At 59.9% G+C, this 24,251-nt stretch carries 23 protein-coding genes; 4 read left to right on the forward strand and 19 right to left on the reverse strand.

Annotated elements, in window-relative coordinates; genetic code table 11:
- Position 1: 1 nt before the first annotated feature.
- The 16 genes from hemN to ccoN (AB4O08_RS20115) all read right to left on the reverse strand — a co-directional run bounded on the left by hemN (position 2) and on the right by ccoN (AB4O08_RS20115) (position 14,751).
- A complete protein-coding gene (gene hemN / locus AB4O08_RS20040; protein ID WP_010208547.1) occupies positions 2 to 1,384 on the reverse strand; it encodes an oxygen-independent coproporphyrinogen III oxidase in 1,383 nt (460 codons plus the stop codon).
- A 103-nt stretch (positions 1,385 to 1,487) separates the two neighbouring features.
- The gene (locus AB4O08_RS20045) at positions 1,488 to 2,171 is read right to left on the reverse strand and encodes a sulfite exporter TauE/SafE family protein (RefSeq protein WP_010208548.1); all 684 of its coding nucleotides are present in this window, start codon (positions 2,169 to 2,171) and stop codon (positions 1,488 to 1,490) included.
- Positions 2,164 to 2,376 carry a cbb3-type cytochrome oxidase assembly protein CcoS gene (ccoS, locus tag AB4O08_RS20050; RefSeq protein WP_010208549.1) on the reverse strand — a complete coding sequence of 71 codons (213 nt, stop codon included), beginning with the start codon at positions 2,374 to 2,376 and terminating at the stop codon, positions 2,164 to 2,166. Before ccoS ends, AB4O08_RS20045 begins: the two co-directional genes overlap by 8 nt.
- A gap of 22 nt (positions 2,377 to 2,398) precedes the next feature.
- A complete protein-coding gene (locus AB4O08_RS20055; RefSeq protein WP_042571903.1) occupies positions 2,399 to 4,849 on the reverse strand; it encodes a heavy metal translocating P-type ATPase in 2,451 nt (816 codons plus the stop codon).
- A 115-nt stretch (positions 4,850 to 4,964) separates the two neighbouring features.
- The gene (locus AB4O08_RS20060) at positions 4,965 to 5,504 is read right to left on the reverse strand and encodes a FixH family protein (protein ID WP_010208551.1); all 540 of its coding nucleotides are present in this window, start codon (positions 5,502 to 5,504) and stop codon (positions 4,965 to 4,967) included.
- Positions 5,505 to 5,520: 16 nt separating this feature from the next.
- Positions 5,521 to 6,948 carry a cytochrome c oxidase accessory protein CcoG gene (gene ccoG / locus AB4O08_RS20065; RefSeq protein ID WP_010208552.1) on the reverse strand — a complete coding sequence of 476 codons (1,428 nt, stop codon included), beginning with the start codon at positions 6,946 to 6,948 and terminating at the stop codon, positions 5,521 to 5,523.
- Between the two features lie 207 nt (positions 6,949 to 7,155).
- On the reverse strand, positions 7,156 to 7,566 hold the full coding sequence (locus AB4O08_RS20070; RefSeq protein WP_252959269.1) for a type II toxin-antitoxin system VapC family toxin: 411 nt from the start codon (positions 7,564 to 7,566) through the stop codon (positions 7,156 to 7,158).
- Positions 7,566 to 7,820 carry a type II toxin-antitoxin system Phd/YefM family antitoxin gene (locus AB4O08_RS20075; protein ID WP_010208555.1) on the reverse strand — a complete coding sequence of 85 codons (255 nt, stop codon included), beginning with the start codon at positions 7,818 to 7,820 and terminating at the stop codon, positions 7,566 to 7,568. The genes AB4O08_RS20070 and AB4O08_RS20075 overlap by 1 nt, the downstream gene beginning before the upstream one ends.
- 172 nt (positions 7,821 to 7,992) lie before the next feature.
- Positions 7,993 to 8,970 (reverse strand): cytochrome-c oxidase, cbb3-type subunit III, encoded by a 978-nt coding sequence (gene ccoP / locus AB4O08_RS20080; RefSeq protein ID WP_010208556.1) that lies wholly within the window; start codon positions 8,968 to 8,970, stop codon positions 7,993 to 7,995.
- Positions 8,967 to 9,152 carry a CcoQ/FixQ family Cbb3-type cytochrome c oxidase assembly chaperone gene (locus AB4O08_RS20085; RefSeq protein ID WP_003175465.1) on the reverse strand — a complete coding sequence of 62 codons (186 nt, stop codon included), beginning with the start codon at positions 9,150 to 9,152 and terminating at the stop codon, positions 8,967 to 8,969. The genes ccoP (AB4O08_RS20080) and AB4O08_RS20085 overlap by 4 nt, the downstream gene beginning before the upstream one ends.
- A gap of 6 nt (positions 9,153 to 9,158) precedes the next feature.
- Positions 9,159 to 9,767: a cytochrome-c oxidase, cbb3-type subunit II gene (ccoO, locus tag AB4O08_RS20090; RefSeq protein ID WP_460114302.1), complete on the reverse strand. Its 609-nt coding sequence runs from the start codon at positions 9,765 to 9,767 to the stop codon at positions 9,159 to 9,161.
- Positions 9,767 to 11,209, reverse strand: a complete 1,443-nt coding sequence (gene ccoN / locus AB4O08_RS20095) for a cytochrome-c oxidase, cbb3-type subunit I (protein WP_460114303.1) — start codon at positions 11,207 to 11,209, stop codon at positions 9,767 to 9,769. The genes ccoO (AB4O08_RS20090) and ccoN (AB4O08_RS20095) overlap by 1 nt, the downstream gene beginning before the upstream one ends.
- 350 nt (positions 11,210 to 11,559) lie before the next feature.
- Complete coding sequence (ccoP, locus tag AB4O08_RS20100) at positions 11,560 to 12,507, reverse strand: cytochrome-c oxidase, cbb3-type subunit III (protein ID WP_252959271.1); 948 nt, start codon at positions 12,505 to 12,507, stop codon at positions 11,560 to 11,562.
- Positions 12,504 to 12,704: a cbb3-type cytochrome oxidase subunit 3 gene (locus AB4O08_RS20105; protein WP_010208563.1), complete on the reverse strand. Its 201-nt coding sequence runs from the start codon at positions 12,702 to 12,704 to the stop codon at positions 12,504 to 12,506. The genes ccoP (AB4O08_RS20100) and AB4O08_RS20105 overlap by 4 nt, the downstream gene beginning before the upstream one ends.
- Positions 12,705 to 12,707: 3 nt before the next feature.
- On the reverse strand, positions 12,708 to 13,316 hold the full coding sequence (gene ccoO / locus AB4O08_RS20110) for a cytochrome-c oxidase, cbb3-type subunit II (RefSeq protein ID WP_010208565.1): 609 nt from the start codon (positions 13,314 to 13,316) through the stop codon (positions 12,708 to 12,710).
- A gap of 10 nt (positions 13,317 to 13,326) precedes the next feature.
- Positions 13,327 to 14,751, reverse strand: a complete 1,425-nt coding sequence (gene ccoN / locus AB4O08_RS20115) for a cytochrome-c oxidase, cbb3-type subunit I (RefSeq protein ID WP_021490914.1) — start codon at positions 14,749 to 14,751, stop codon at positions 13,327 to 13,329.
- 79 nt (positions 14,752 to 14,830) lie between these two features.
- Here ccoN (AB4O08_RS20115) and AB4O08_RS20120 point away from each other — a divergent pair, with 79 nt between their 5' ends.
- Positions 14,831 to 15,523: an alpha/beta fold hydrolase gene (locus AB4O08_RS20120; RefSeq protein WP_460114304.1), complete on the forward strand. Its 693-nt coding sequence runs from the start codon at positions 14,831 to 14,833 to the stop codon at positions 15,521 to 15,523.
- Positions 15,524 to 15,607: 84 nt separating this feature from the next.
- Here AB4O08_RS20120 and AB4O08_RS20125 read toward each other — a convergent pair whose 3' ends face one another.
- Positions 15,608 to 17,173: a methyl-accepting chemotaxis protein gene (locus AB4O08_RS20125; protein ID WP_010208570.1), complete on the reverse strand. Its 1,566-nt coding sequence runs from the start codon at positions 17,171 to 17,173 to the stop codon at positions 15,608 to 15,610.
- 73 nt (positions 17,174 to 17,246) lie between these two features.
- Positions 17,247 to 18,038 (reverse strand): CPBP family intramembrane glutamic endopeptidase, encoded by a 792-nt coding sequence (locus tag AB4O08_RS20130; RefSeq protein WP_154974147.1) that lies wholly within the window; start codon positions 18,036 to 18,038, stop codon positions 17,247 to 17,249.
- 406 nt (positions 18,039 to 18,444) lie between these two features.
- Here AB4O08_RS20130 and AB4O08_RS20135 point away from each other — a divergent pair, with 406 nt between their 5' ends.
- Positions 18,445 to 19,296 (forward strand): DMT family transporter, encoded by an 852-nt coding sequence (locus AB4O08_RS20135; protein WP_460114305.1) that lies wholly within the window; start codon positions 18,445 to 18,447, stop codon positions 19,294 to 19,296.
- A gap of 53 nt (positions 19,297 to 19,349) precedes the next feature.
- On the opposite strand, the gene AB4O08_RS20140 is transcribed toward AB4O08_RS20135, so the two are convergent.
- A complete protein-coding gene (locus AB4O08_RS20140; RefSeq protein WP_198730073.1) occupies positions 19,350 to 20,738 on the reverse strand; it encodes an FAD/NAD(P)-binding protein in 1,389 nt (462 codons plus the stop codon).
- A 596-nt stretch (positions 20,739 to 21,334) separates the two neighbouring features.
- Here AB4O08_RS20140 and AB4O08_RS20145 point away from each other — a divergent pair.
- Both AB4O08_RS20145 and AB4O08_RS20150 read left to right on the forward strand, forming a co-directional pair.
- Positions 21,335 to 22,306 carry a glycosyltransferase family 2 protein gene (locus AB4O08_RS20145; RefSeq protein WP_305436397.1) on the forward strand — a complete coding sequence of 324 codons (972 nt, stop codon included), beginning with the start codon at positions 21,335 to 21,337 and terminating at the stop codon, positions 22,304 to 22,306.
- A 185-nt stretch (positions 22,307 to 22,491) separates the two neighbouring features.
- Positions 22,492 to 24,195, forward strand: coding sequence for a sulfotransferase family protein (locus AB4O08_RS20150; RefSeq protein ID WP_010208578.1), 1,704 nt, complete (start codon positions 22,492 to 22,494; stop codon positions 24,193 to 24,195).
- Positions 24,196 to 24,251 lie beyond the last annotated feature (56 nt).

Below are 24,251 nucleotides of genomic sequence, written 5' to 3' on the forward strand. Positions count from 1 at the left end.
ATCAGATCACCCGTGAAAATCGTTGCCTGTTCTGGTGTTCCAGATAGGCATCGAACACCATGCACACCGAGCGCACCAACAAGCGCCCCGCCGGCAGTACGCGAATGCCCTGGGCGTCGAGTTCGATCAGGCCATCCTCGGCCATCGTCTCCAGCTGCGGCCATAGTTCGTCGAAATACCCGCGAAAATCAATATTGAAGGCCTGCTCGATCGCTTCGAATGCCAGGCTGAAATTGCAGATCAACTGCTGAATTACCTCCCGCCGCAATCGATCATCCGTGGTGCACACCAGCCCACGGCTGGTAGCCAGCTGTGCGCCGGCCAATGCGTTCTGGTAGCCGTTGAGGTCGCTGCTGTTCTGGCAGTACAGGTTGCCGATCTGGCTGATCGCCGACACCCCGAGCCCGATCAAGTCGCAGTGCCCGTGGGTGGTGTAGCCCTGGAAGTTGCGTTGCAGGGTGCCTTCTTCCTGAGCGATGGCCAGCTCGTCGTCGGGCAGCGCGAAATGGTCCATGCCGATGTAACGGTAACCGGCCTGGGTCAGTTGCTCGATAGTGGTTTGCAGCATCAAGAGCTTTGAGGCCGGGGAGGGCAGGTCCTCGGTGTTGATGCGCCGCTGGGGCATGAAACGCTCCGGCAGGTGCGCGTAGTTGAACACCGACAACCGGTCGGGTTGCAGCTTGATGACTTCTTCCACGGTACGCGCAAAATTGATCGGCGTTTGCTTGGGCAGGCCGTAGATCAGGTCGATATTGATCGAGCGAAATTGCAGCGTGCGCGCCGCATCGATCACCGCGCGGGTTTCTTCCAGGCTTTGCAGGCGATTGACCGCCCGTTGCACCTCGGGATCGAGGTCTTGCAGGCCGATGCTCACGCGGTTGAAACCCAGCTCACGCAGCAGGCCCATGGTGGCCCAGTCGGCTTCGCGAGGGTCGATTTCGATGCCGTAGTCGCCCGAGTCGTCATCCAGCAGATTGAAGTGCTGGCGCAGGCAGCCCATGACCTGGCGCAGTTCGTCGTGACTGAGAAAGGTCGGGGTGCCGCCGCCGAAGTGCAGTTGCTCAACCCGCTGTTTCGGGTCGAGGTGGCAGGCCATCAGCTGGATTTCCTGCTCCAGGCGTTGCAGGTAGGCCTGGGCGCGACCCCGGTCCTTGGTGATGACCTTGTTGCAGGCGCAGTAGTAGCAGATGTTCGCGCAGAATGGCACATGCACATACAACGACAACGGCCGCGCGGCCTTGCGGCTGTCGCGCAGGGCGTGGAGCAGGTCGAAGGTGCCGACCTGGCTGTCGAATTGTACGGCGGTGGGGTAGGACGTGTAGCGCGGTCCCGCCAAGTCGTAGCGGTGAATCAGATTGGCGTCCCAACGAATGGCGTCGAGCATGCGGGCGTTCCCCCGGATAGGCTAGTGGGCCGAGTCTAGGGGCGTGGCGGGGATGGCATCTTGACTTGCATCAACGGGGAGCGGCGCTATGCCACATGGCGATTTAATGGCCCATTAGCCAGTGCTGGTGTGGGCCGGGTAACGTCCAGATACCGAAAAGCATGACCAGCAAACCACCCGCCATCCGCACGCTGCGCTTTCGCAATAACGCCGTCACCCGTTCAGCGGCCAACCCCGTCGCCAGCAAGACCGGCCAGGTGCCCAGGCCAAATGCGAGCATCAGCAGCCCGCTGTCCCAGGCATTGCCTTGGCTCGCCGCCCACAGCAGGGTGCTGTAGACCAACCCACACGGCAACCAACCCCACAGCGCGCCCAACAGCAATGCGCGCGGCACGCTGGACACGGGCAGCAAACGGTTGGCGACGGGCTGTATGTAGCGCCACAGGCCGCGTCCGAGGCTTTCGATACGGGTGAGGCCACTCCACCAGCCGGCCAGGTACAAGCCCATGCAGATCAACAACAACCCGGCCAGTACACGCATGAACAGGGCGGCCGGGCTGTTGGCGACTGCCCAACCCGCCAGGCCGATCAACACCCCGGCCGCGGCATAGCTGAAGATGCGGCCCAGATTGTAGGCCAGCAGCAGTTGAAACCTGCGACCGCGCTGTTCCTTGGGGATCGCCAGGGTCAGCGCACCCATCAGCCCGCCGCACATGCCCAGGCAATGGCCGCCGCCCAGCAGGCCGAGGATCAGTGCGGAGACCAGCAGGGGCGCCAGTTCAAGCATGGGGCGGGTCTTTAGGCGGTTGCTCGGGGTGGTTGGCTTCTTCGACGCCGGCCAGGTGGTTCGGGTCCTGATCGTCGAACAGCACGCTATGGGCGGGGCCGTCGAGGTCGTCGTACTGGCCGCTGTCCACCGCCCAGAAGAAGATGTAGATGGCCACGCCCACTAACAGCAGCGCCGCCGGAATCATCACGTATAAAGCTGGCATCTGCACTCCATGTCCCTGCGGCTCACACCGGCAGCGGGCGGGTTACTGAGGGGGCTCGGGTCGCCGGCGCGCTCGGCAGGCGAGTCAGGCGCAGGGCGTTGAGCACCACGGTCAACGAACTGAGGGACATGCCCACGGCGGCCCAGATCGGGGTGATCCAACCCAGGGCGGCAAACGGCAGCATAAGGCCATTGTACAGCCCGGCCCACAGCAGGTTTTCAATGATCACCCTACGGGTGCGCCGCGCCAGGGTAAAGGCTTGTACCAAGGCGTCCAGGCGGTTGGACAGCAGCACGGCATCGGCGCTGGTCTTGGCCAGGTCGGTGGCCGTGCCCATTGCCACGCTGATGTCGGCGGCGGCAAGCACCGGTACATCGTTGACCCCATCGCCGAGCATCAGCACCTTGCGGCCTTCCTTGTGCAGTTGTTGCAGGACTTGCAGCTTGTCATCGGGGCGCAGGCCGCCGTGGGCTTCATCGATACCCAGCTCAGCCGCGACACTGGCGACCATCGGCGAGCTGTCTCCGGACAACAACAGTGTGCGCCAGCCGCGTGCCTTGCACGCGGCCAGCAATGCAGGGGCGTCGCTGCGCAGGCGGTCGTCGAGTACGAACCAGGCCAGGGCGCCTTCGCGATCGCCCAGCAGTAGCCACTGGCCCGACACTTGCGGTTCGGCAGGAATCGGGCAGCCACTGAGTTCACACACAAAACCGGGTTGGCCGATGCGCAATACGCGCTCGCCGACGTGCCCTTCCAGGCCCAGCCCTGGCGAACTGATGACCTCATCAGCGGCCAGTGGCGCTCGCCCAAAGGCGCGGGCAATCGGGTGTTCGGAACGGTTTTCCAGGGCGGCGGCGAGGCTCAGGCACAGGTCGGTGCTCAGGGGGCCGAGGGGCCGGATCGCCCTTAATGCCAGGCGCCCTTCGGTCAGGGTGCCGGTCTTGTCGAAAATCACCGTGTCGATCTGGTTCAACCCTTCCAGCACATGGCCTCGGGTCAACAGCAGGCCGAGTTTGTGCAAGGTGCCGGTGGCGGCGGTGAGGGCGGTGGGGGTGGCCAGGGACAGCGCGCAAGGGCAGGTCGCCACCAGCATTGCCAGCACAATCCAGAACGCCCGCGACGCGTCCAGCTCCCACCACAGCAGGCCGATCAGCGCGGCGGCCATCAGCGAACACAACAGGAACCACTGCGCGGCGCGGTCGGCGATTTGCGCCAGGCGCGGTTTCTCCGCCTGGGCCCGTTCCAGCAGGCGCACGATGGCGGACAGGCGGGTGTCGTGGCCCAAGGCGCGCACTTCGACGGTCAGCGCGCCTTCGACATTGAGCGTGCCTGCCGTGACCGCGTCGCCAGCCTGGCGGGGTTGCGGCAGGTACTCGCCGGTAAGCAGGGATTCATCAATGCTCGATTGGCCTTCCAGAATCACGCCATCCGCTGGCAGCACGGCGCCCGGATGCACCAACACACGATCGCCCAGCGCCAGTTCGGGCAGCAGGATGCGTTCGCTCTGGCCGTCGGCCTTGAGCCGCAGGCACGACGCGGGCAGCAAGTTGACCAACTGCGCGGTGGCCGCGGCCGTGCGTTCACGGGCGCGGCGCTCAAGGTAGCGACCGGCCAGCAGAAACAGCGCGAACATGCCCACCGCGTCGAAGTACAACTCACCCACACCGGTGATCGCGGTCCAGATCCCCGCCAGATAAGCACCGCCGATGGCCAGTGACACCGAAACGTCCATGGTCAGGTGGCGGGTGCGCAAGTCGCGCATAGCACCCTTGAAAAACGGTGCGCAGCTGTAGAACACGATGGGTGTTGTAAGAAACATCGCCACCCAACGCAGGATCACGTGCAGCTCCGGGCTGAGGTCTATATTGAATTCCGGCCAGGTGGCCATGGTTGCCATCATCGCCTGGAACCACAGCAGACCCGCCACGCCCAATTGGCGCAGGGCCAGGCGGTTTTCGCTGGCCAGTTGCTCGGCGGCGCGGTCCGGCTGATAGGGGTGGGCAGCGTAGCCGATATGGCGCAATTCGCTGAGCAGCTGGCTCAGCGGCAGTTGCCCGTCGGCCCAGCGCACCTGCAGTCGATGGTTGGACAGGTTCAATCGCGCCTCGGCCACGGCGGGCAGGCTGCGCAGGTGTTTTTCGATCAGCCAGCCGCAGGCCGCGCAGCTGATGCCTTCCATCAACAAGGTGGCTTCGGCCAGTTCGCCTTCGTGGCGCACGAAAGGTTTTTGCACATCGGCGCGGTCATACAGCGCCAGCTCGTCCACCAGTTGCACCGGCAATGCCTCAGGGTTGGCCGAGGCTTCGCTACGGTGCTGGTAGTAGCTTTCCAGGCCGCCGGCGACAATCGCTTCGGCCACTGCCTGGCAGCCGGGGCAGCAGAGTTCGCGGCGTTCGCCGAGGATCACTGCGGTGAAGCGGCTGCCGGGCGGGACGGGCAGGGCGCAGTGGTAGCAGGGGATCGGGCTGGTCATGGTTATGGATCTTAGTCGGCTGTGAGGGCCTCATCGCGGGCAAGCCCGGCGCCCACAGGGGACCGCGATCCAATGTGGGAGCGGGCTTGCCCGCGATGCGCGAAGCGCAGGTTCGTTACTTCTTCAGGTCTTCGGCACCCTGCAACGGTTCATCGCCCAACAGCAAGTCCTTGTCGTGGCTGACCTGTTCTTCTTCGAACATGCGCCAGGTGCGGTCGCCTTCCACGCCGAGCAACTCGACGAAGCGACGGCCTTCGACCTTGTCGGTGACTTGGCCGATGTAGCGGCCAGGCTCGCTGGCGCTGCGGGCCAGGTTGATCTTGCGATCCTTCTCCGGCTGGGTCGGAGAAATCAGGTTCAATTCCAGGGTAGTCGGGTTGCTGTTGCCGGTGAGGTTCACCTCGACTTCACCGGTCAGCTCATCCAGGTGCACCTTGGCGCGCAGTTGCAGGGTCTGGGCCAGCAGTTCGCGGTCCAGGGAGCGGTTGATGCCTTTGCCGGCCTCGTAGTAGTTGTCGTTGACCAGGTTGTCCGGGTTGTTCACTGCGATGGTCACCATGGACAGGGTCAGCGTCACCGAGCAGGCCAGGATGGCAATGATGATCCAGGGCCAGAGGTGCTTGTACCAGGGGCTTGCGGCAGTTGCTACGGACATTGTTCGGTTCTCTTGATTAACGAACTTGCGGGCCGATGAATCGGCTCTTGGCTTCAATGTGGACGCTGGCGTCATCGGCATCGGTGAGGATGAATTTCACCTCGTTGGTGCTCGACGGCAATTGTTCCGGCGCACTCGACAGCTCGACCGGCATGCTGACGATATCACCGGCAGCCACCTTGATTTCGCGGCGGCCTTGCAGCTTGAGGTCCGGCAGGCCGGCGGCGTCGAGCACGTAGGTGTGGTCGCGCTGATCCTTGTTCATGATCTTCAGGCTGTAGACGTTTTCGATGCGGCCTTCGGCGTTTTCGCGATACAGCACACGGTCCTTGCTCACGTCGAAACCCACCAAAGAGCGCATGAAGAACGCCGCCACCAACAGGCTGATCATCGCCAGCAGCACCAGCGCATAACCGATCAGGCGCGGGCGCAGCTTGTGGGTTTTCTGCCCCGACAGGTTGTGCTCGGTGGTGTAGCTGATCAGGCCGCGCGGGTACTCCATCTTATCCATGATGTTGTCGCAGGCGTCGATACACGCGGCGCAGCCGATGCACTCGATCTGCAGCCCGTCGCGAATGTCGATGCCGGTGGGGCACACCTGCACGCACATCGTGCAATCGATGCAATCGCCGAGGCCCTGGGCCTTGTAGTCGACGCCTTTTTTGCGCGGGCCACGCAGTTCGCCACGGCGTGGATCGTAGGAAACGATCAGGGTGTCCTTGTCGAACATCACGCTCTGGAAGCGTGCATACGGGCACATGTAGATGCACACCTGTTCGCGCAGCCAGCCGGCGTTGCCATAGGTGGCGAGGGTGAAGAACCCCACCCAGAAATACGACCAGCCATCGGCCTGGCCGGTAAAGAAGTCGAACACCAGTTCGCGGATCGGCGAGAAATAGCCGACAAAGGTCATGCCGGTGACAAAACCGATCAGCAGCCACAGCGTGTGTTTGCTGAACTTGCGCAGGAATTTGTTGGCACCCATCGGTGCTTTATCGAGCTTGATGCGCTGGTTGCGGTCGCCTTCGGTGACCTTTTCACACCACATGAAGATCCACGTCCACACGCTTTGCGGACAGGTGTAGCCGCACCATACACGACCGGCATACACCGTGATAAAGAACAGGCCAAACGCCGCGACGATAAGAATGCCCGAGAGCAGGATGAAGTCCTGGGGCCAGAAGGTCGCGCCAAAAATAAAGAACTTACGCTCCGGCAGGTTCCACCACACGGCCTGGTGGCCACCCCAGTTCAGCCACACGGTGCCGAAGTAGAGCAGGAAAAGACCGGCACCACCGAGCATGCGCAGATTGCGGAACAGGCCGGTGAAGGCACGGGTGTAGATTTTCTCTCGCGAGGCGTAGAGGTCGACGGTTTTACTGTCGGAACCGTTTGTGTGTTTGGCAGGCGGGGTAACGTCATGTACCGGTATCTGGTTGCTCATCATTGCATCCCACGGCGGTGGAGATTTGCCTCGGCCAGTACGTGCCAACCGGGGTCAAATTAAGGGTGTTGCAGTGGCCTGATGATACGCCCCTGAGGGTATGTCAGGGGTGCGACCTTTGGTCGCGTTGGGGAAAATCAATTGATGGTGTACGTGATCTGGATCAATTGACTTGGCAAGTATGGACGGTTTTTGCGGGTAGGGCGGTCATTCGTCCCATGGGTTAATCAGTGAAACGCCGCTGGATTTGAAATCACTGACATTGCGCGTAACGACGGTTAACCCATGTACTAGAGCAGTAGCGGCGATCAGTGCATCGCTTTCATTGGCCCGGTCAGGAACCTGCAGATGTGCACAGCGCAGTGCAACCGCAGCATCCACCGGCAGAATCCTGGCATCAAAAGCGGGCATTACATGGCGCTTGAGCCAGGTTCTCAGCACCTTCCCTTGTGCCGGGTCTCGGCGCTCAACACGCAAGACCCCGGTTTCCAATTCTTTCAGCGTAATCGCTGAAATAAACATGCGTGGAGCGATCACACTTTTGGCCCAGGCGACCACCTTTGCATCGGCGTGGGGTTTACGCAGTTCGGAGATAACGTTGGTGTCGAGCAGATACATCAAGAGAGGTCCACGGGTCGATGAGTGATCACGGCACGTTCGGTTTCGAAGTCGATATCGGCCGCTTCCGGCATCACTAGCAGATCAACGATATCGGCATTGAGCCCTGTCAGTTTCTGGTAGTCCTCAATACTTAGCAGTACATGGGCAGGCTTGCCGCGATCGGTGATAAAAACCGGCCCCTGGCGGGCGGCTTTTTTGGCACCACTTGTGTCTTGGTTGAATTCGCGGCTGGAAATGGTTGTGATGGTCATGAGGTGGCCCCCTCCGTCAGACTTCATGTAGTTACGTTACTACTTGGAAGTCGACGGCGGCAAGTCGGAGGCTACAAACGGTCATGTGCTCCAATTTGGACAGCTTCTGGGAGCCAGAAAGACCAAAGCCCCGCCAGCTTGCGCTGCACGGGGCTTTGGTCTTTTCGAGTGGTTACTGCTCTTCAGCCTTCTTATCCCCATGGGACAAGCTGTACACATACGCTGCCAGCAAGTGCACTTTGTCGTTGCCTTGCAGTTGCTCCTGAGCAGGCATCTGGCCCTGGCGGCCCCAGCGGATGGTTTGTTGCAGTTGAGCAAAGCTCGAACCGTAGATGAACGCGCCCGGATGGGTCAGGTCGGGCGCGCCCATGGCAGGGGTGCCTTTGCCGGCAGGACCGTGGCAGGCCACGCAGTTGGCGGCGAAGAGTTTCTCGCCGTTGGCCACATCGGCTTTCACGCCTTCGGGCAGCTTGCGGCCGTCGAGGTTGGTGACGACGAATGCCGCCACATCACTGACGCCTTGCTCCTTGAGGATATCCAGCCAGGCCGGCATCACCGCATGGCGGCCTTTCATGATGGTTTCCTTGATGGTGGCCGGCTCGCCCCCCCAGCGCCAGTCGGCATCGGTCAGGTTGGGGAAGCCATAGGCACCCTTGGCGTCGGAACCGTGGCACACCGAGCAGTTGGAGGCGAACAGGCGGCCGCCCATCTTCAAGGCTTGTGGGTCCTTGGCGACTTCTTCAATCGGCATCGACGCGAATTTGGCGAAGATCGGGCCGAACTTGGCGTCCGACTTGGCCATTTCCTTTTCCCATTCGTGCACGCCGGTCCAGCCGGTCTGGCCGTTGGCGAAGGGGGTTTGCTTGTCGTTGTCGAGGTAGCTGTAGCCCGGCAGCAGGCCCTTCCAGTTACCCAGGCCGGGGTACAGCGCCAGGTAGCCGAGGGCGAAGATGATGGTGCCGACGAACAGCATGAACCACCACTTGGGCAGGGGGTTGTCGTACTCCTCGATGCCGTCGAACGAGTGGCCGACGGTCTCGTCGGTTTGCTCGGCGCGCTGGCCCTTGCGGGTCGACAGCAGCAGCCAGGTCAGGGCGAAGATGGTACCCAGGCTGAGGACTGTGACGTACAGACTCCAGAACGTAGTCATTCTTTGTTACTCCTAGAAGCTTGCTCGACGTGCTTGATGGCTTCGGGATCATCCGCAAAGGGCAGCAAGGTCGCGTCTTCAAACTCCGACTTGCGCTTGGGGCTGAACACCCACAACGCCAGGCCGATAAAGGCCACCATCACCACAACGGTGCCCAGGCCACGAATCATCCCGATATCCATGAAGAATCACCGTTTGCTTTTGATGATGGTGCCCAGGCCTTGCAGGTAGGCCACCAGTGCGTCCATTTCGGTCTTGCCCTTTACGGCTGCGGCTGCACCGGCGATGTCTTCGTCGGTGTAGGGCACGCCCAGGGTGCGCAAGACTTCCATCTTCTTCGCGGTGTCCTTGCCGTCGAGCTTGTTTTCCACGAGGAACGGGTACGCCGGCATTTTCGATTCAGGCACCACGTTGCGCGGGTTGTACAAGTGCGCGCGCTGCCAGTCATCGGAGTAACGCCCACCGACACGGGCCAGGTCCGGGCCGGTGCGCTTGGAACCCCACAGGAACGGGTGGTCCCACACGCTTTCGCCGGCGACCGAGTAGTGGCCGTAGCGTTCGGTTTCGGCGCGGAACGGGCGGATCATCTGCGAGTGGCAGCCGACACACCCGTTGGCGATGTAGACGTCGCGGCCTTCCAGTTCAAGGGCGGTGCGCGGCTTCATGCCTTCGACCGGCTTGTTGGTCACGTCCTGGAAGAACAGCGGAACGATCTGGGTCAGGCCGCCGATACTCACGGCGATGACCATGAAGAAGGCCAGCAGGCCGATATTCGTCTCGACTACTTCATGCTTCATCAGTGAGCTCCCACAACGGCGATCTTGGCGGCGGCTTCGGCTTCTGCCGGGTCGGAGGCACGCACGGTGCGCCAGACGTTGTAGGCCATGAACAGCATGCCGGCGGCAAAGAACGCACCGCCCAGGGCGCGGACAATGTAGCCCGGGTGGCTGGCTTGCAGCGCTTCGACGAAGGAGTAGGTGAGGGTGCCGTCATCGTTGATCGCACGCCACATCAGGCCTTGGGTGATGCCGTTGACCCACATCGAGGCGATATAGAGCACGGTGCCAATAGTGGCCAGCCAGAAGTGGGTGTTGATCAGCGCGACGCTGTGCATCTGCACGCGGCCGAACAGTCTGGGGATCATGTGGTAGATCGCACCGATGGAGATCATCGCCACCCAGCCGAGAGCGCCGGCGTGTACGTGGCCGATGGTCCAGTCGGTGTAGTGGGACAGTGAGTTGACGGTCTTGATCGCCATCATCGGCCCTTCGAAGGTCGACATGCCGTAGAAGGCCAGCGATACCACGAGGAAGCGCAGGATCGGATCGGTGCGCAATTTATGCCACGCGCCCGACAGGGTCATCATGCCGTTGATCATGCCGCCCCAGCTCGGCGCCAGCAGGATGATCGACATCGCCATGCCCAGCGACTGCGCCCAATCCGGCAGCGCGGTGTAGTGCAAGTGGTGCGGACCGGCCCAGATGTACAGGGTGATCAGCGCCCAGAAGTGCACGATGGACAAGCGATACGAGTAAATAGGACGTTCGGCCTGTTTCGGCACGAAGTAGTACATCATCCCCAGGAAACCGGTGGTGAGGAAGAAACCTACGGCGTTGTGGCCGTACCACCACTGGATCATCGCATCCGTGGCCCCGGCGTAGGCCGAGTAGGACTTGAACAGGCTGACCGGCAACGACGCGTGGTTGACGATGTGCAGCATCGCCGTCACCAGGATGAACGCGCCGTAGAACCAGTTGCCCACATAAATGTGCTTGGTCTTGCGCTTGACGATGGTGCCGAAGAACACCACGGCATAGGTCACCCACACGATGGCGAGCAAAATGGCGATGGGCCATTCCAGCTCGGCGTATTCCTTGGTGGTGGTGTACCCCATCGGCAGGGTGACGATGGCGCCGACGATGACCGCTTGCCAACCCCAGAAGGTGAAGGCCGCGAGGCTGTCGGAGATCAGTCGCGTCTGGCAGGTTCGCTGCACGACATAGTAGGAGGTGGCAAACAATGCACATCCGCCGAAGGCGAAGATCACCAGGTTGGTGTGCAGCGGGCGCAGGCGGCCAAAGGTTGTCCATGGCAAACCGAAATTCAATTCCGGCCAAACCAGTTGCGAGGCGATGAACACCCCGAGCCCCATGCCAAGGATCCCCCAGACCACCGTCATGATGGCGAACTGGCGGACTACCTTATAGTTATAAGCAGTCGGACTGATTGCTGTGCTCATTCTAAGGTTCCACGGTTTAGGTTTTTTTATAGGTAAAATCGGCCGCAAGTATGTAGAAAGCGAGGGGCCATTGCAACGCAATGGCTGACCTGTATCAATGCGTTCCACGCCAGATTCTGCGCCCTTTCCATGTTTGGCGTAAGGACAAAATTCGAAATCAAAAGCTGATCGAGTGGACAGGAAAATTTTGGGGTCGCAACGAATGCCGTCGCGTACGCCAGGATTGGTCCGCTTTGGGAACAAGCGTAGACCCGAAAGTGAGGGGGGGAAAGGTGGGCTTTGGAAGGGTGTGACACTTGGTCGCGTGCGAAGTCGAGCTGCCGCCCCATGGTGGGGCGGCAGTTCAGGGGTTACTCGGGCTGGCTTTCTGGCGTTGCGCCATCAGCGTTGTGGGACAGGCTGTAAACGTAGGCGGCCAACAGGTGCACCTTGTCATTGCCTTGCAGCACTTCCTGCGCCGGCATCTGGCCTTGGCGGCCGTGACGGATGGTCTGCTGCAACTGCGCGAGGCTGGTGCCATAGATGTAGCCGGCCGGTTTGGTCAGGTCGGGCGCACCCATGGCTTCCATGCCGTGGCCTTCCGGACCGTGGCAGGCAACACAGGTGGTGTTGAACGCCGTTTGGCCAGCCGCCAGGTCGGCACTGCTGTCAGCCGGCAGGGGCAGCTTGGCCACGTCGTGACGCACATAGGCGGCGACGTTTTTCACACCTTCATCGCCGAGCATGTCACCCCAGGCCGGCATCGCCGCATGACGGCCGTTCAGGATGGTGGTCTTGATCGCCTCGGCCGAACCGCCCCAGCGCCAGATGTTGTCCGCCAGGTTCGGGAAACCAAACGCGCCCTTGGCGTCCGAGCCGTGGCACACCGCGCAGTTGGAGGCAAACAGGCGACCGCCCATTTTCAGCGCTTGCGGGTCTTTGGCGACTTCTTCCACGGGCATGGCCGAGAACTTGGCGAAGATCGGCCCGAACTTGGCGTCGGCCTTGGCCATTTCCTTGTCCCATTCCTTGGTCTGGGTCCAGCCGTCTTGATAGCCTGGCAACACGCCTTTCCAGTTGCCCAGGCCCGGGTAGAGGATCAGGTAGCCGACCGCAAACACCAGGGTGCCGGCGAACAGCATGAACCACCACTGGGGCAGCGGGTTGTCATATTCCTCGATGCCGTCGAAGGCGTGGCCCATGGTCTGGTCGACGCTGCCCTTGGTCTCGCCCTTGCGGGTGCCGACCAAAAGCCAGGTCAGGCCGATCAGGCTGCCGAGGGTCAATACGCAGATCCATGTACTCCAGAATAGGGTCATGGCCGAGTGCTCCTTATTGCAGGCTCTTCTTGAGCGTCGGATGGAGAAGGTTCATCGGCGAAGGGCAGCAGGCGCGCCTGCTCGAATTCCGCATTGCGCCGGTTGTTGAACACCCACAACGACAGGCCGATAAAGGCGATAGCAACCACCAGCGTGCCGAGGCCGCGGATGGTGCCCGCATCGAATTCAAATCCCATGGCTCACCTCTTGCTCTTGATGGCAGTGCCGAGCACTTGCAGGTACGAGACCAGTGCGTCCATCTCGGTCTTGCCCTTGAGGCTGGCCACGGCACCATTGATGTCGTCGTCGGTGTACGGCACGCCGAGGGTGCGCATCACGTTCAACTTGGTCTCGGTGTGGCTGCTGTCGACGGCGGCGGTGACCAGCCACGGGTAGGCCGGCATTTTCGACTCGGGCACCACGTTGCGCGGGTTGTACAAGTGCGCGCGGTGCCAGTCGTCCGAGTAGCGGGCGCCGACGCGTGCCAGGTCCGGGCCGGTGCGCTTGGAGCCCCACAGGAACGGGTGGTCCCACACGCTTTCGCCCGCCACCGAGTAGTGGCCATAGCGTTCGGTCTCGGCGCGGAACGGGCGGATCATCTGCGAGTGGCACTGTACGCAGCCTTCGCGGATGTAGATGTCACGGCCTTCCAATTGCAGCGCGGTGTAGGGCTTCATGCCTTCCACCGGTTTATTGGTGACGTCCTGGAAGAACAGCGGGACGATCTGGGTCAGGCCGCCGATGCTCACGGCCAGCACCATGAGCAGCATCAGCAGGCCGACGTTCTTTTCAATCGTTTCGTGTTTCATCACAGACTCCTCAGGCCAGCTGCGCAGTGGTGGTGGCTTCGACGGGCTGCGCCGAACGCACGGTGCGCCAGGTGTTGTAAGCCATCAGGAACATGCCGCAGAGGAACACCGCACCGCCCACCAGCCGCACGATGAAACCAGGGTGGCTGGCCACCAGGGTTTCGACGAAGGAGTAGGTCAAGGTGCCGTCTTCGTTGATTGCACGCCACATCAGGCCCTGGGCGATGCCGTTGACCCACATCGAGGCGATGTAGAGCACGGTGCCGATGGTGGCCAGCCAGAAGTGCGCGTTGATCAGGCCTAGGCTGTACATCTGCTCGCGGCCGAAGACTTTCGGGATCATGTGGTACAGCGCGCCGATGGAGATCATCGCCACCCAACCGAGGGCGCCAGCGTGTACGTGGCCGATGGTCCAGTCGGTGTAGTGGGAGAGGGCGTTGACGGTCTTGATCGCCATCATCGGGCCTTCGAACGTCGACATGCCGTAGAAGGCCAGGGAGACGACGAGGAAGCGCAGAATCGGGTCACTGCGCAATTTATGCCAGGCACCCGACAAGGTCATCATGCCGTTGATCATGCCGCCCCAGCTCGGTGCCAGCAGCACCAGCGACATCACCATGCCCAGGGACTGTGCCCAGTCAGGCAACGCGGTGTAGTGCAAGTGGTGTGGGCCGGCCCAGATGTACAGGGTGATCAGCGCCCAGAAGTGCACAATGGACAAGCGATAGGAATACACCGGACGCTCGGCCTGCTTGGGCACGAAGTAATACATCATGCCGAGGAAACCGGCGGTGAGGAAAAAGCCTACCGCATTATGCCCATACCACCACTGCACCATGGCATCCGTCGCACCGCCGTAGAGGGAGTAGGACTTGGTCAGGCTGACCGGGATTTCCAGGTTGTTGACGATATGCAGGATCGCCACGGTGATGATGAACGCACCGAAGAACCAGTTGCCGACGTAGATGTGCTTGGTGTTGCGCTTCATCACCGTGCCGAAGAACACGATGGCGTAGGCCACCCAGACGATGGTGATGAGGATGTCGATCGGCCATTCCAGCTCGGCGTATTCCTTGGAACTGGTGTAGCCCAGCGGCAAGCTGATCGCGGCCAACAGGATGACCAACTGCCAGCCCCAGAAGCAGAACGCGGCGATCTTCGGCGCGAACAGCCGGGTTTGGCAGGTGCGTTGTACCGAGTAGAAAGAGCTGGCGAATAGCGCGCAGCCGCCGAAGGCGAAGATCACCGCGTTGGTGTGCAACGGGCGCAGGCGGCCGAAGCTGGTCCAAGGCAAGTCGAAGTTGAGTGCAGGCCAGACCAATTGGGCGGCGAGAAAAACCCCGAGCCCCATGCCGACGATGCCCCACACCACCGTCATAATGGCGAATTGGCGGACCACCTTGTAGTTATAGGCGGTACTTAAAGTAGTGTTCATGGTTCCCCATCCACGGTTCAACCCAAGCAAGTGCGGCACTTGGGCTGGAGTTATAGGCAGACTGAATAGCGAGGCAAGCATGGGCAAAGAGCACAAGGCCAGTATTGACGGGGATCAATGGGCGCAGTGTGTGCGGGAACACGGCTGGTTGTGGGATGTCGCGTCGACGGTTGCGGGACGTGAACCTGTGACGCTGATCCTGGCCCACGGCGCTGGTGCACCGATGGACTCATCCTTCATGAATGACATGGCTGCACGCCTTGCCGGGCATGGGGTCAGCGTGTTGCGCTTCGAGTTTCCCTACATGGCTCAACGCCGTGTCGACGGCGGCAAGCGCCCGCCGAACCCGGCACCGAAACTGCTGGAGGCCTGGCGCGAGGTGATTGCCGAGGTGCGACGTCATGTCGCTGGGACACTGGCCATTGGCGGCAAGTCCATGGGCGGGCGCATGGCCAGTTTATTGGCTGATGAAGTGGGCGCCGATGGGTTGGTGTGCCTGGGGTATCCGTTCTATGCGCCGGGTAAACCGGAGAAGCCACGCACTGAGCATCTGGCTGGGTTGAAGACGCCGACCTTGATTGTGCAGGGCGAGCGCGATGCCCTGGGGAATCGGGCGACGGTGGAGGGGTATGTGTTATCGCCGAGCATCGAGGTGATGTGGTTGGTGGCGGGGGATCATGATTTGAAGCCGTTGAAGGCGTCGGGGTTTACGCATCAGCAGCATTTGGCGGCTGCAGCGGTGAAGGTCGCTGAGTTTCTCGGCGCCTGTTAGGGACCCTTCGCGAGCAAGCCCGCTCCCACATTTGAATGCATTCACACATCAACATGTGGGAGCGGGCTTGCTCGCGAAAGCGGTCTACCGGTTAAACCGCTCCACCAGCGAATACTGGGTATTCGCCGTATGGGTCAGCTCTTCACTCAACTGCGCCGAGTTCATCGCCTGTTCCGACGTCTGGTCCGCCAACAGCGCAATTGTGCTGATATTACGGCTGATCTCTTCTGCCACCGAGCTTTGTTCTTCGGTCGCTGCCGCGATCTGGGTAGTCATGTCGGTGATATGCGCCACCGCTTCACTGATGCCCACCAACGCCTGATCGGCCTCCATCACCCGCGCCACGCCTTCTTCGGCCTGGCGATGCCCGGCGTCCATGGTTTGCACGGCGGCGGCAGCGGTCTGCTGCAGCTTGGCGATCAAGGCATGGATCTGCCCGGTTGATTCAGCGGTGCGCTGTGCCAGTTGACGGACTTCGTCGGCGACGACCGCAAAACCACGGCCCATCTCGCCGGCACGGGCCGCTTCGATGGCGGCGTTGAGTGCCAGCAGGTTGGTCTGATCGGCAATGCCTTTGATCACATCGACCACGCCGCCGATTTCATCGCTGTCCTTGGCCAGTTGGGTGACGGTCACACCGGTCTCGCCCACGGCCACTGACAGACGCTGGATCGCCTCGCGGGTTTCCCCGGCGATATCGCGGCCGCGACCGGTCAGGCGGTTAGCCTCCTGGGTCGCATCGGCGGTGCGCTGCACGTGGCTGGCGACTTCCTGCGTGGTGGCTGCCATCTGATTGACTGCGGTCGCCACCTGTTCGGTCTCGACGCGCTGGCGTTCCAGGCCACTGGAGCTGTTATGCGCCAGGGTGTTGGACTGCGCGGCTTGGTCGTTGAGGTGTTCGGCGGTGTCCTGCAAGCGCGTCAGGCAAGTCTTCAGACGTGCCTCCTGGCTGAGGATCGACATTTCCAGACGCGCCTGGGCGCCACGGCTGTCGGTGTACATCTGCGCGATCAACGGGTCGGACGTGGTCTGCTCAGCCAGGCGCAGCAAGCGTTTGAGGCCGCGCTGTTGCCAACTCAGGCCCAGCAGGCCCAACGGCACCGACAACCCCGCCGCCAGGGCAAAGCCCCAGTGGGAGTTCAGCGACGCACCAATCATGAAGCTCAATTGGCTCACCAGGATAAACGGCAGCCAGTCCTGCAACACCGGCAGCCACTTGTCCCGTTGGGGGATCGCCGACTTGCCCTGGTTGATGCGGTGGTAGAGCGCTTCGGCACGGCGGATCTGCTCGGCGGTGGGCTTGATGCGCACCGATTCGTAGCCGACCACCTGATTGCCTTCGAAAACGGGCGTCACGTAGGCGTTAACCCAGTAATGATCACCGGTCTTGCAGCGGTTCTTGACGATGCCCATCCATGGCAAGCCTTGTTTGAGCGTGGACCACATGTGCGCGAACACCGCCGGCGGCACATCCGGGTGACGCACCAGGTTGTGCGGGGCACGCACCAGTTCGTCGCGGGAGAACCCACTGATCTCGACGAAAGCGTCGTTGCAGTAGGTGATCACGCCTTTGGCATCTGTGGTGGAGATCAACCGTTGCTGAGCGGGGAAGGTACGTTCGCGCTGGGTAACGGGTTGGTTATTACGCATGATTGTTCAATCCGCAAGGCTTTCAAGGGTTGTCGGCCGCAGCGGGCTTTTATTTAGCTTAATTTTGTAATAATCAGCTGGCCAGCATCGGGTAGGTAAACAACCCGAAGTGAAGCAGATTCAGGCCAAAGTGCGTGGCAATGGCTGCACCCAGTCCGCCAAAGCGATAAGCGAGGCCATAACCGACGCCTGCAATGCTCGCCAGCAGTACCCAATGCCAGCCTGCCCCAAGGTGCACCAGGCCAAATAGCAGGGATGCCAGCAGCAACGCGAGGTTTTCTCCATAGGGCAGGTGCTTGAAGCGCCTGCTCAAGCCGCCCTGGACATAACCACGAAACAGCGCTTCTTCGACAAGAGTCACCAGCAGCAAATTATTCAGCACCCATAACCAGGCCTGTTCCGGCCATTTCGGCGCCCAGGTGATCATCCCCAGCAAGGCGGCGCCGCCCAAGGCCGCGATGGCGGTGAGCGTCAAGGCGAGGGCGGCCACGCAGATCGATAAGCGCAGCGAACGCCGCGCCACAATCCACGGGCAGGCCAGCAGCAGCCAGAAGCCAATCAGCGGTTTGTCCTGGTTCAGGTACATCGAGAAGGGCACGGCATCGTCGGTAAGGCGTTGCGGAGCAATACCACGTCCGTTGTAGAAACCCGGCAACCAGTGCATCGCCAGGCCCAGGGCCAATACGATAAACAGCCCGTGACCCAGGTAGCGCGCCCACGGCGTGCGTTGCTGGCGTACGGCGTAGGCGGCGATCAGCAGCAGGGCGACGGACACGCCCGCCAGCGCCCCCAGCTGCCCGTAGATCAAGGCCAGCAGATAGCCGATGGAAAGAAGCACCAGGTACAGCCAGGGCAATGCGATCATGGGAAATCCTTGGAAAAATCTGGGCGGTATTATAGCGACCCAGTCCTACTGGGCCCACGTTAAAACTCCTCCATTCATGAAGATTGCAAAACCTATCGCCGGCTGGTTATAGTCCTAGCCTCTTATCCCTTCACACATGATCAGCCCATGCCAGCTCTCCAGCGCACAGCAGTAGTCGATTCAGCGGTCAACGCTGCGGTCGAGCCGTGCGGAGAAAAGCAGCCTGTGCAGATCAGTCACTATCCCCCACCTGTCAGCAGCACGCCGGTGTACGCAGTCGTATCACCGCCGGGTGTTGGTATTTCGGGCTGATCAGCTGATTGCTGTTCCCGTCTGCCCGCCTGAAAAAACCTTGAACTTCAGCTTTTGCTGAGTCGGCTTTTTTGCCTGATTACAGGTGGTAACCATGTCTGTTCTTTCGAAACAATCCGTGGCCGCGGCGGCCTCGACGAGCCTGTTTGTCCTGCTGTGGAGCAGCGGGGCGATCTTCTCCAAATGGGGCCTGGCCCACGCGTCCCCCTTCGCGTTTCTGCTCATCCGCTTTGCCATCGCTCTCGCGGGCCTGGTGGTGCTGATACCGATCCTCAAGCTGAAACTGCCGCGCCCCGGCAAGCCGCTGTTGTACGCAGCGGCGACGGGGTTGGTGTTATTGGGGGCCTACCAGATTTTCTATCTGTTGGCCCTGGACCTGAGCGTCACCCCCGGCGTGATGGCAACCATCATGGGCGTACAGCCGATCCTCACCGTGGTGCTGATGGAACGCCAGCGTTCGCTGCGCCGCGTGTTCGGGCTGGGCCTCGGGTTGGCGGGGCTGATCATGGTGGTGTATCAAGGCATCGGTCTGTCCGGCATGTCCCTGGCAGGCATGCTGTTCGGGCTGTTGGCCCTGGCCAGCATGACCTTCGGCTCGATCATGCAGAAGCGCATCACCGACAACCCCTTGGGCACGCTGCCGGTGCAGTACCTGGCGGGGCTCCTGCTGTGTTCGGTATTTGTGCCCTTTCAGCCGTTCCACTTTGAATACAGCAGCAGCTTTTACCTGCCGGTGCTGTGGATGGGGCTGGTGGTATCGTTGCTGGCAACGCTACTGCTGTACCGCCTGATCGCCCGAGGCAACCTGGTGAACGTCACCAGTCTGTTTTACCTGGTGACGGCGGTGATGGACTACCTGATCTTTGGCAACAGGCTCGCGATGCTGAGCGTGTTGGGGATGGGGTTGATCATTGTTGGGTTGGTGTTTGTGTTTCGCAAAGGTTAGGGACGCGTGCCCTCCTGTGTCGTTGTGGGCGCAGGAGGGCCGGGCCGGAGGGGCTACTGGCTCAGTGTCTCGGACAGGGATTTCACGTATTCGCGTAATTCCGGTACGGCCGTCGCTTCCCAGTCACGTGCCTGGAGGAAGGGGCCGACATAATACAGCCAGCTTGATTCTGTCCCGTCACACCCTACCAGAGCGCCGGAAGGGGCGATGGCCATGCTTGTTCCAAGTGCGTCCGGAATCAGCAGGCCGCCGATTCGCAGTGATTCCAGTAAGGGGTCGTCCAATTCTCGCAGGTCAAATGCCGGTGTCGTACAGTTGATCACTGCGCCGACTTCAATGCTTTCCTGGATGCAGGTGCCCCGGCGTTGAAAACTTACACTGACATGATCTTCATTGGGGGTGTAGCCGGTTACCCGTCCCGCAAAAAGTTTGAGTTTGCCTCTGGCGATCTCGGCCTGCAGGCGTGCTCCTGGCTGTGGGGCGCAACGGTGGCGATGAGTATCCCAGTACGGGCGCACATGACGCAAAAAGCGCTGTCGCTCGATAATGGGCAGTGCATGCCATAGTTGAGCCGTGGTTGACCTGAGCCCGCCGATGACGTCCCTCCAGTCCCCCCCGGTACGCGCTTGGTGCATGATTGCGTCACGGACTGTGCGCAGATAGTGACGGATCGTGCAGTTGTCTAACATTCGTCGGGACAGGTGTTCATCATAAGAAGGGCGTGCGTTCAGCACCCGATGAGGTTGTGGGGCGAGGCCTCGACGAGATACGGCATAAATCATTCCCTGATGCCCACGGTCACGCAGGTCAAGCACGACGTCCAGCATCGTCAGTCCGCTACCGATGAGAAAAATGGGGGCGTCCGAGCCGACATTGCTGAGTGCGTCGGCTTTCCAGGGGTCATGTATGTAGCGCGGGTTTGCGTAAAACAGTTGGTGCCCTGCTGCGCTGGACGGTTTTTGGCGGGCGCAGCTGCCGATACTCAAGACGACCTTGTCGACCTCCAGATGATCGCCGTTGTTCATGATTAAGCGCGCCCCATCACGCTCTGCGTTGGGTATCAGCTCAACAACCTCGCCGATGACATTGTGCAGTTCGCAACCTTTAGCTGCGTTTTGCGAGGCGTTGCTCAACAATGACTCCAAATAGTCACCGTAAAGGCGTCTTTGCACAAAGGATCCGGACGTGATGTTGGAATCATGGTTCTTGGCGAACGCATAGAAACTGTCTTCATCGTCACTCAGGGCGTTCATTCTGCCCGCGGGGACGTTGAGTAGATGCGCGTAAGAGCGGGTTCCATAGGCAATGCCACGCGCAATTGCGCCAGGCCGGCTAATCAACAGGATTTTCTGTCGCGCGCCGGTTGGATTACGCAGTAAACGCACTGCTAGCGTCGAGCCGCAAAAGCCTGCACCAATAATTGCGATGGTCTGGGTCTTCATCCTTGCTCCAGTGTGGATGGGGGGGGTGCTCACCTGACAACGTGAGACGTCCAATTTTTTTTGAGAGCGGGTGGTCCTGCAAGCGATGAGCGCATAGTGACGCGGATGGCGGCACCATTCCAGTGCTCAACGGGTAGGCTCGAGCGTTTATTGATAGGGGTCAATGGGCGTGCGGCTATATAGGGAATTAAAACTCAGAAGCTCGAATGATGTTAATGAGCCATATCGATCAAAAGTTAAGTACGTGCTTGGCTATAATTAGTGAACTTTCTTACAGGCCATGCTGTCACTGTTCCTTGGCGCCAAGTTAGTCATATAGCCCATAGCACAAAAATTCTTTCACGAGTAACGTCTTAGTAATAACCCGATGGATATTTCTGGGTGGGTTAAGCCGGCGATTTTCACCTTTCAGGCGCTCTAGCTTCAAGGTGTGTGCCATGCAGCCTTCCGGGCCGTGCCAGGCCTGACTATTACGCCCGACCATTGGTTGTGATACAAGATTGTACGTTCTGAATATAACTGCAATAATTCCAGCTTTCTTAGGGCACATACCGCAGATTCCTACAGGCGAGTAAGTGCGTTGCAGCGGGATATTTGTGTCTATTACTACATTGCATAGTCCTTCTCGTCTTCAACCAAGCGATGTTTGCGAAGCAAAAGTTGTCGTATTGATGTGTACGTACAACGGCCAGGCATTCCTTGCAGAGCAGCTTGACTCGTTTGAACGGCAGACCTATTCCAACTGGACGTTGATGGTGTCGGACGACGGTTCTCAGGATGGAACCCTTTCGCTGTTGGAAGACTACGGTCGCCGCTGGGGTCATGCTCGCCTGGGAATAATGATGGGGCCTAAGAGAGGATACGCTGCCAATTTCCTCTCGTTGACCTATCGAGTGGATGATGCAGATTTCTTTGCCTGGTCCGATCAAGACGACATCTGGAGCGAGGACAAGCTGGAGGTGGCGCTGGCGTGGTTGCGAACCGTGCCAACCCATGTGCCTGCGCTTTATTGCGGTCGTACTCAGTTGATCAGCGAAACGGGCGTGCATCTCGGCTATTCGCCGCGTTTTCGACTCGCTCCCGGTTTTGGCAATGCACTGGTTCAGAGTATTGCGGGGGGGAACACGATGGTTTTCAACAAAGCCGCTCGTGCGCTGTTGTGCGAGGCGGGCTACGACCTGAGTGTGCCTGCTCACGACTGGTGGCTTTATCAGTTGATCTCGGGGGCAGGCGGACGTGTTCACTATGATCCGCAGCCTAAGATGAAATATCGTCAGCATGCTGAGAATGTGATTGGTAGTAATGCTGGTTGGGCGGCACGATTAGTTCGATTGCGGATGGTTTTTCAAGGGCGTTTCCATGAATGGAATGACCAGAACATCCGGGCCCTCGATGCCATGCAACACCGTTTGTGCAAGCAAAATCAAGGGACGCTTGAGTGCTTCAAGCAAGCACGGACGCAGACCGTCTTTCGCAGAATCTCTGGCGTCTGGTTGGCGGGACTTTACCGGCAAACCCTGCTGGGGAATTTGGGGCTTCTGCTGGCAACTATAATGAAGAAGCTCTGAATTCTCTCGAGCGTAAATCCGCACATTCAGCGGATGAGCTTTGGTCAGCACGTCGTTGGCGACGGCCAATTTTCGGTGATTTTCGAGGGCCCTACGCTCTGCTTTTGCGATCATAGATAGGCACTTGAGTGCTAGAACTGTCCCGGTCCCTGTTTTCAAGTTAGCCAATATTAGAGTGTTCGATAATGCATCCAGTTGACGCGAATAAAAATGTAGTGATCGTTCTGGGGATGCATCGCAGTGGCACCAGCGCTATCGCTGCGGGGCTTGAACAGCTCGGCCTGAGCATGGGAAGTTCTTTGTATCAAGGCGACGAATGGAATCCCAAGGGGTATTTCGAAGAGCGCCAGGTTGTCGAGTTCAATAACAGGCTGCTTGCCTTGCAGAACTGCCGCTGGGACTCCCCCTTGCCTCCAGTGTTGGGGAGTGGAGGGCAATGGGAGGCATATGTCGGTGAAGCTGTCGAGCTGGTCCGAGGTTTGTTTGGCGACGCGCCTGCCTGGGGATTCAAAGACCCACGGATGTGTCAGTTGGCCCCTTTTTGGGGGAGAGTGTTCTCGCAGTTGGAGGTCAAGCCGCAGCTGATGTTAGTGGTGCGTCATCCAGCCGAGGTAGTGCATTCGCTGGCTCGACGTGATGGCATTTCCGTTGAGCGTGGGGCCTGGCTGTGGATGACACATTTGCTTGGGGCCTTGGAATACTTAGATAACGCTGAAGACATGCGATTTTTCGCATTCGATCATTTGCTTTTGCAACCGGCCGACTTTCTTTCAGACGTCGCGAGCTGGCTTAAGTTGACACCCGCCCAAGACACCGTTGAGCGCTTCGCCGGCGACTTCATTGCACCAACATTATCCCATGGCTCGGACGCCCGACATCTGAGCCTCCCGGGGCTAGTTCTGAGAGCTTATGAGGCTGTGCATGGTGCTATCGAGGAGGGCATGACCCCCAGGGCCTTTCGAGAGAGTGCTCAGTGGATTCGTATAACATCTGAATTTCAGCGTGATATCATCCCGAAACTTTTGTCAGTACAAGCGTTTTACAAGGATGATCGGCAGCTTTCGACCTTAGAGTCCCGAATTGTTGCTTTGAGTGAGGGATTGGCAATGGCTGAAAAATTGGCAGTCGAACGTCTGGATGAGATGCAGAGACTCGATACTCAGCTTATTCAGACCAGTGATGCTCTGGCCCGCGCTGAACTGATTGTGTTGGAACAGCGGTCGACGCTTGAGTGTGCAAACGAGCAGCTCGGTAGCGAGCCTGTCGACCAGGCCACGGGCGCGCACTCGCCGTTGGCTGAATCTCAATTTCAGCGAGAAGCATCAGCGCAAATAGAAGCGCTTGATTGCCGTCTTCGCGACGCCGAAACACTTGCGGTTGAGCGTTTGGAGCACATAAATAGGCTTGATGCCCAATTGAGTCAAACCAGTGCCGCGCTTGACCGTGCTGAGCACATCGTGTCGGATCAACAGGCTGCGCTCGAGCGTCAAAACGACGCCTATACTCTGTTCCGTGGGGCTGAGTTGATCGCGATTGAACGTTTGGAACATATACAAAAGCTCGATGCTCAGTTGATCGAAATGAGTGCCGCGCTTTCCCGCGCCGAAGGCATCGTCGTTGAGCAACAGCAGGCATTCCAGCAAAGAGATGCGATGCAAGCAGGCTTACTGGAAGCAGAGAGACTTGCTTTTGAGCGTCTGGCAGAGATGCAGAAACTCAATGCTCAGCTTATTCAAACCTCGGATGCTCTGGCTCACGCTGAACGAATCGTACAGGAGCAACAGGACGCGTTGGAACGCGCATATTTACTGGTATCGCGTAGAGAGATGACGCCAGTAGGTGTGGCGGAGTCATTGCAAAACGCGACGCTGGACCCTCAAATTAAGTAGGTGGCTTTGGCTTATGTCAAAGAACCGTTGTGGTAGTGAGTTGATAGTGGAACCGA

Source organism: Pseudomonas sp. H3_E07 (assembly GCF_054668895.1).

Bases quoted from the DNA above. Each gene is read 5' to 3' on its own strand.
- AB4O08_RS20055 (WP_042571903.1), bottom strand. From the start codon at position 4,849: ATGACCAGCCCGATCCCCTGCTACCACTGCGCCCTGCCCGTCCCGCCC.
- ccoN (WP_460114303.1), bottom strand. From the start codon at position 11,209: ATGAGCACAGCAATCAGTCCGACTGCTTATAACTATAAGGTAGTCCGC.
- ccoO (WP_460114302.1), bottom strand. From the start codon at position 9,767: ATGAAGCATGAAGTAGTCGAGACGAATATCGGCCTGCTGGCCTTCTTC.
- AB4O08_RS20105 (WP_010208563.1), bottom strand. From the start codon at position 12,704: ATGGGATTTGAATTCGATGCGGGCACCATCCGCGGCCTCGGCACGCTG.
- ccoP (WP_010208556.1), bottom strand. From the start codon at position 8,970: ATGACTACGTTCTGGAGTCTGTACGTCACAGTCCTCAGCCTGGGTACC.
- ccoO (WP_010208565.1), bottom strand. From the start codon at position 13,316: ATGAAACACGAAACGATTGAAAAGAACGTCGGCCTGCTGATGCTGCTC.
- AB4O08_RS20060 (WP_010208551.1), bottom strand. From the start codon at position 5,504: ATGTCCGTAGCAACTGCCGCAAGCCCCTGGTACAAGCACCTCTGGCCC.
- AB4O08_RS20070 (WP_252959269.1), bottom strand. From the start codon at position 7,566: ATGTATCTGCTCGACACCAACGTTATCTCCGAACTGCGTAAACCCCAC.
- AB4O08_RS20075 (WP_010208555.1), bottom strand. From the start codon at position 7,820: ATGACCATCACAACCATTTCCAGCCGCGAATTCAACCAAGACACAAGT.
- ccoG (WP_010208552.1), bottom strand. From the start codon at position 6,948: ATGAGCAACCAGATACCGGTACATGACGTTACCCCGCCTGCCAAACAC.
- AB4O08_RS20140 (WP_198730073.1), bottom strand. From the start codon at position 20,738: ATGAAGACCCAGACCATCGCAATTATTGGTGCAGGCTTTTGCGGCTCG.
- hemN (WP_010208547.1), bottom strand. From the start codon at position 1,384: ATGCTCGACGCCATTCGTTGGGACGCCAATCTGATTCACCGCTACGAC.
- AB4O08_RS20085 (WP_003175465.1), bottom strand. From the start codon at position 9,152: ATGGATATCGGGATGATTCGTGGCCTGGGCACCGTTGTGGTGATGGTG.
- AB4O08_RS20135 (WP_460114305.1), top strand. From the start codon at position 18,445: ATGTCTGTTCTTTCGAAACAATCCGTGGCCGCGGCGGCCTCGACGAGC.
- AB4O08_RS20130 (WP_154974147.1), bottom strand. From the start codon at position 18,038: ATGATCGCATTGCCCTGGCTGTACCTGGTGCTTCTTTCCATCGGCTAT.
- AB4O08_RS20150 (WP_010208578.1), top strand. From the start codon at position 22,492: ATGCATCCAGTTGACGCGAATAAAAATGTAGTGATCGTTCTGGGGATG.
- ccoN (WP_021490914.1), bottom strand. From the start codon at position 14,751: ATGAACACTACTTTAAGTACCGCCTATAACTACAAGGTGGTCCGCCAA.
- ccoS (WP_010208549.1), bottom strand. From the start codon at position 2,376: ATGCCAGCTTTATACGTGATGATTCCGGCGGCGCTGCTGTTAGTGGGC.
- AB4O08_RS20120 (WP_460114304.1), top strand. From the start codon at position 14,831: ATGGGCAAAGAGCACAAGGCCAGTATTGACGGGGATCAATGGGCGCAG.
- AB4O08_RS20125 (WP_010208570.1), bottom strand. From the start codon at position 17,173: ATGCGTAATAACCAACCCGTTACCCAGCGCGAACGTACCTTCCCCGCT.
- ccoP (WP_252959271.1), bottom strand. From the start codon at position 12,507: ATGACCCTATTCTGGAGTACATGGATCTGCGTATTGACCCTCGGCAGC.
- AB4O08_RS20045 (WP_010208548.1), bottom strand. From the start codon at position 2,171: ATGCTTGAACTGGCGCCCCTGCTGGTCTCCGCACTGATCCTCGGCCTG.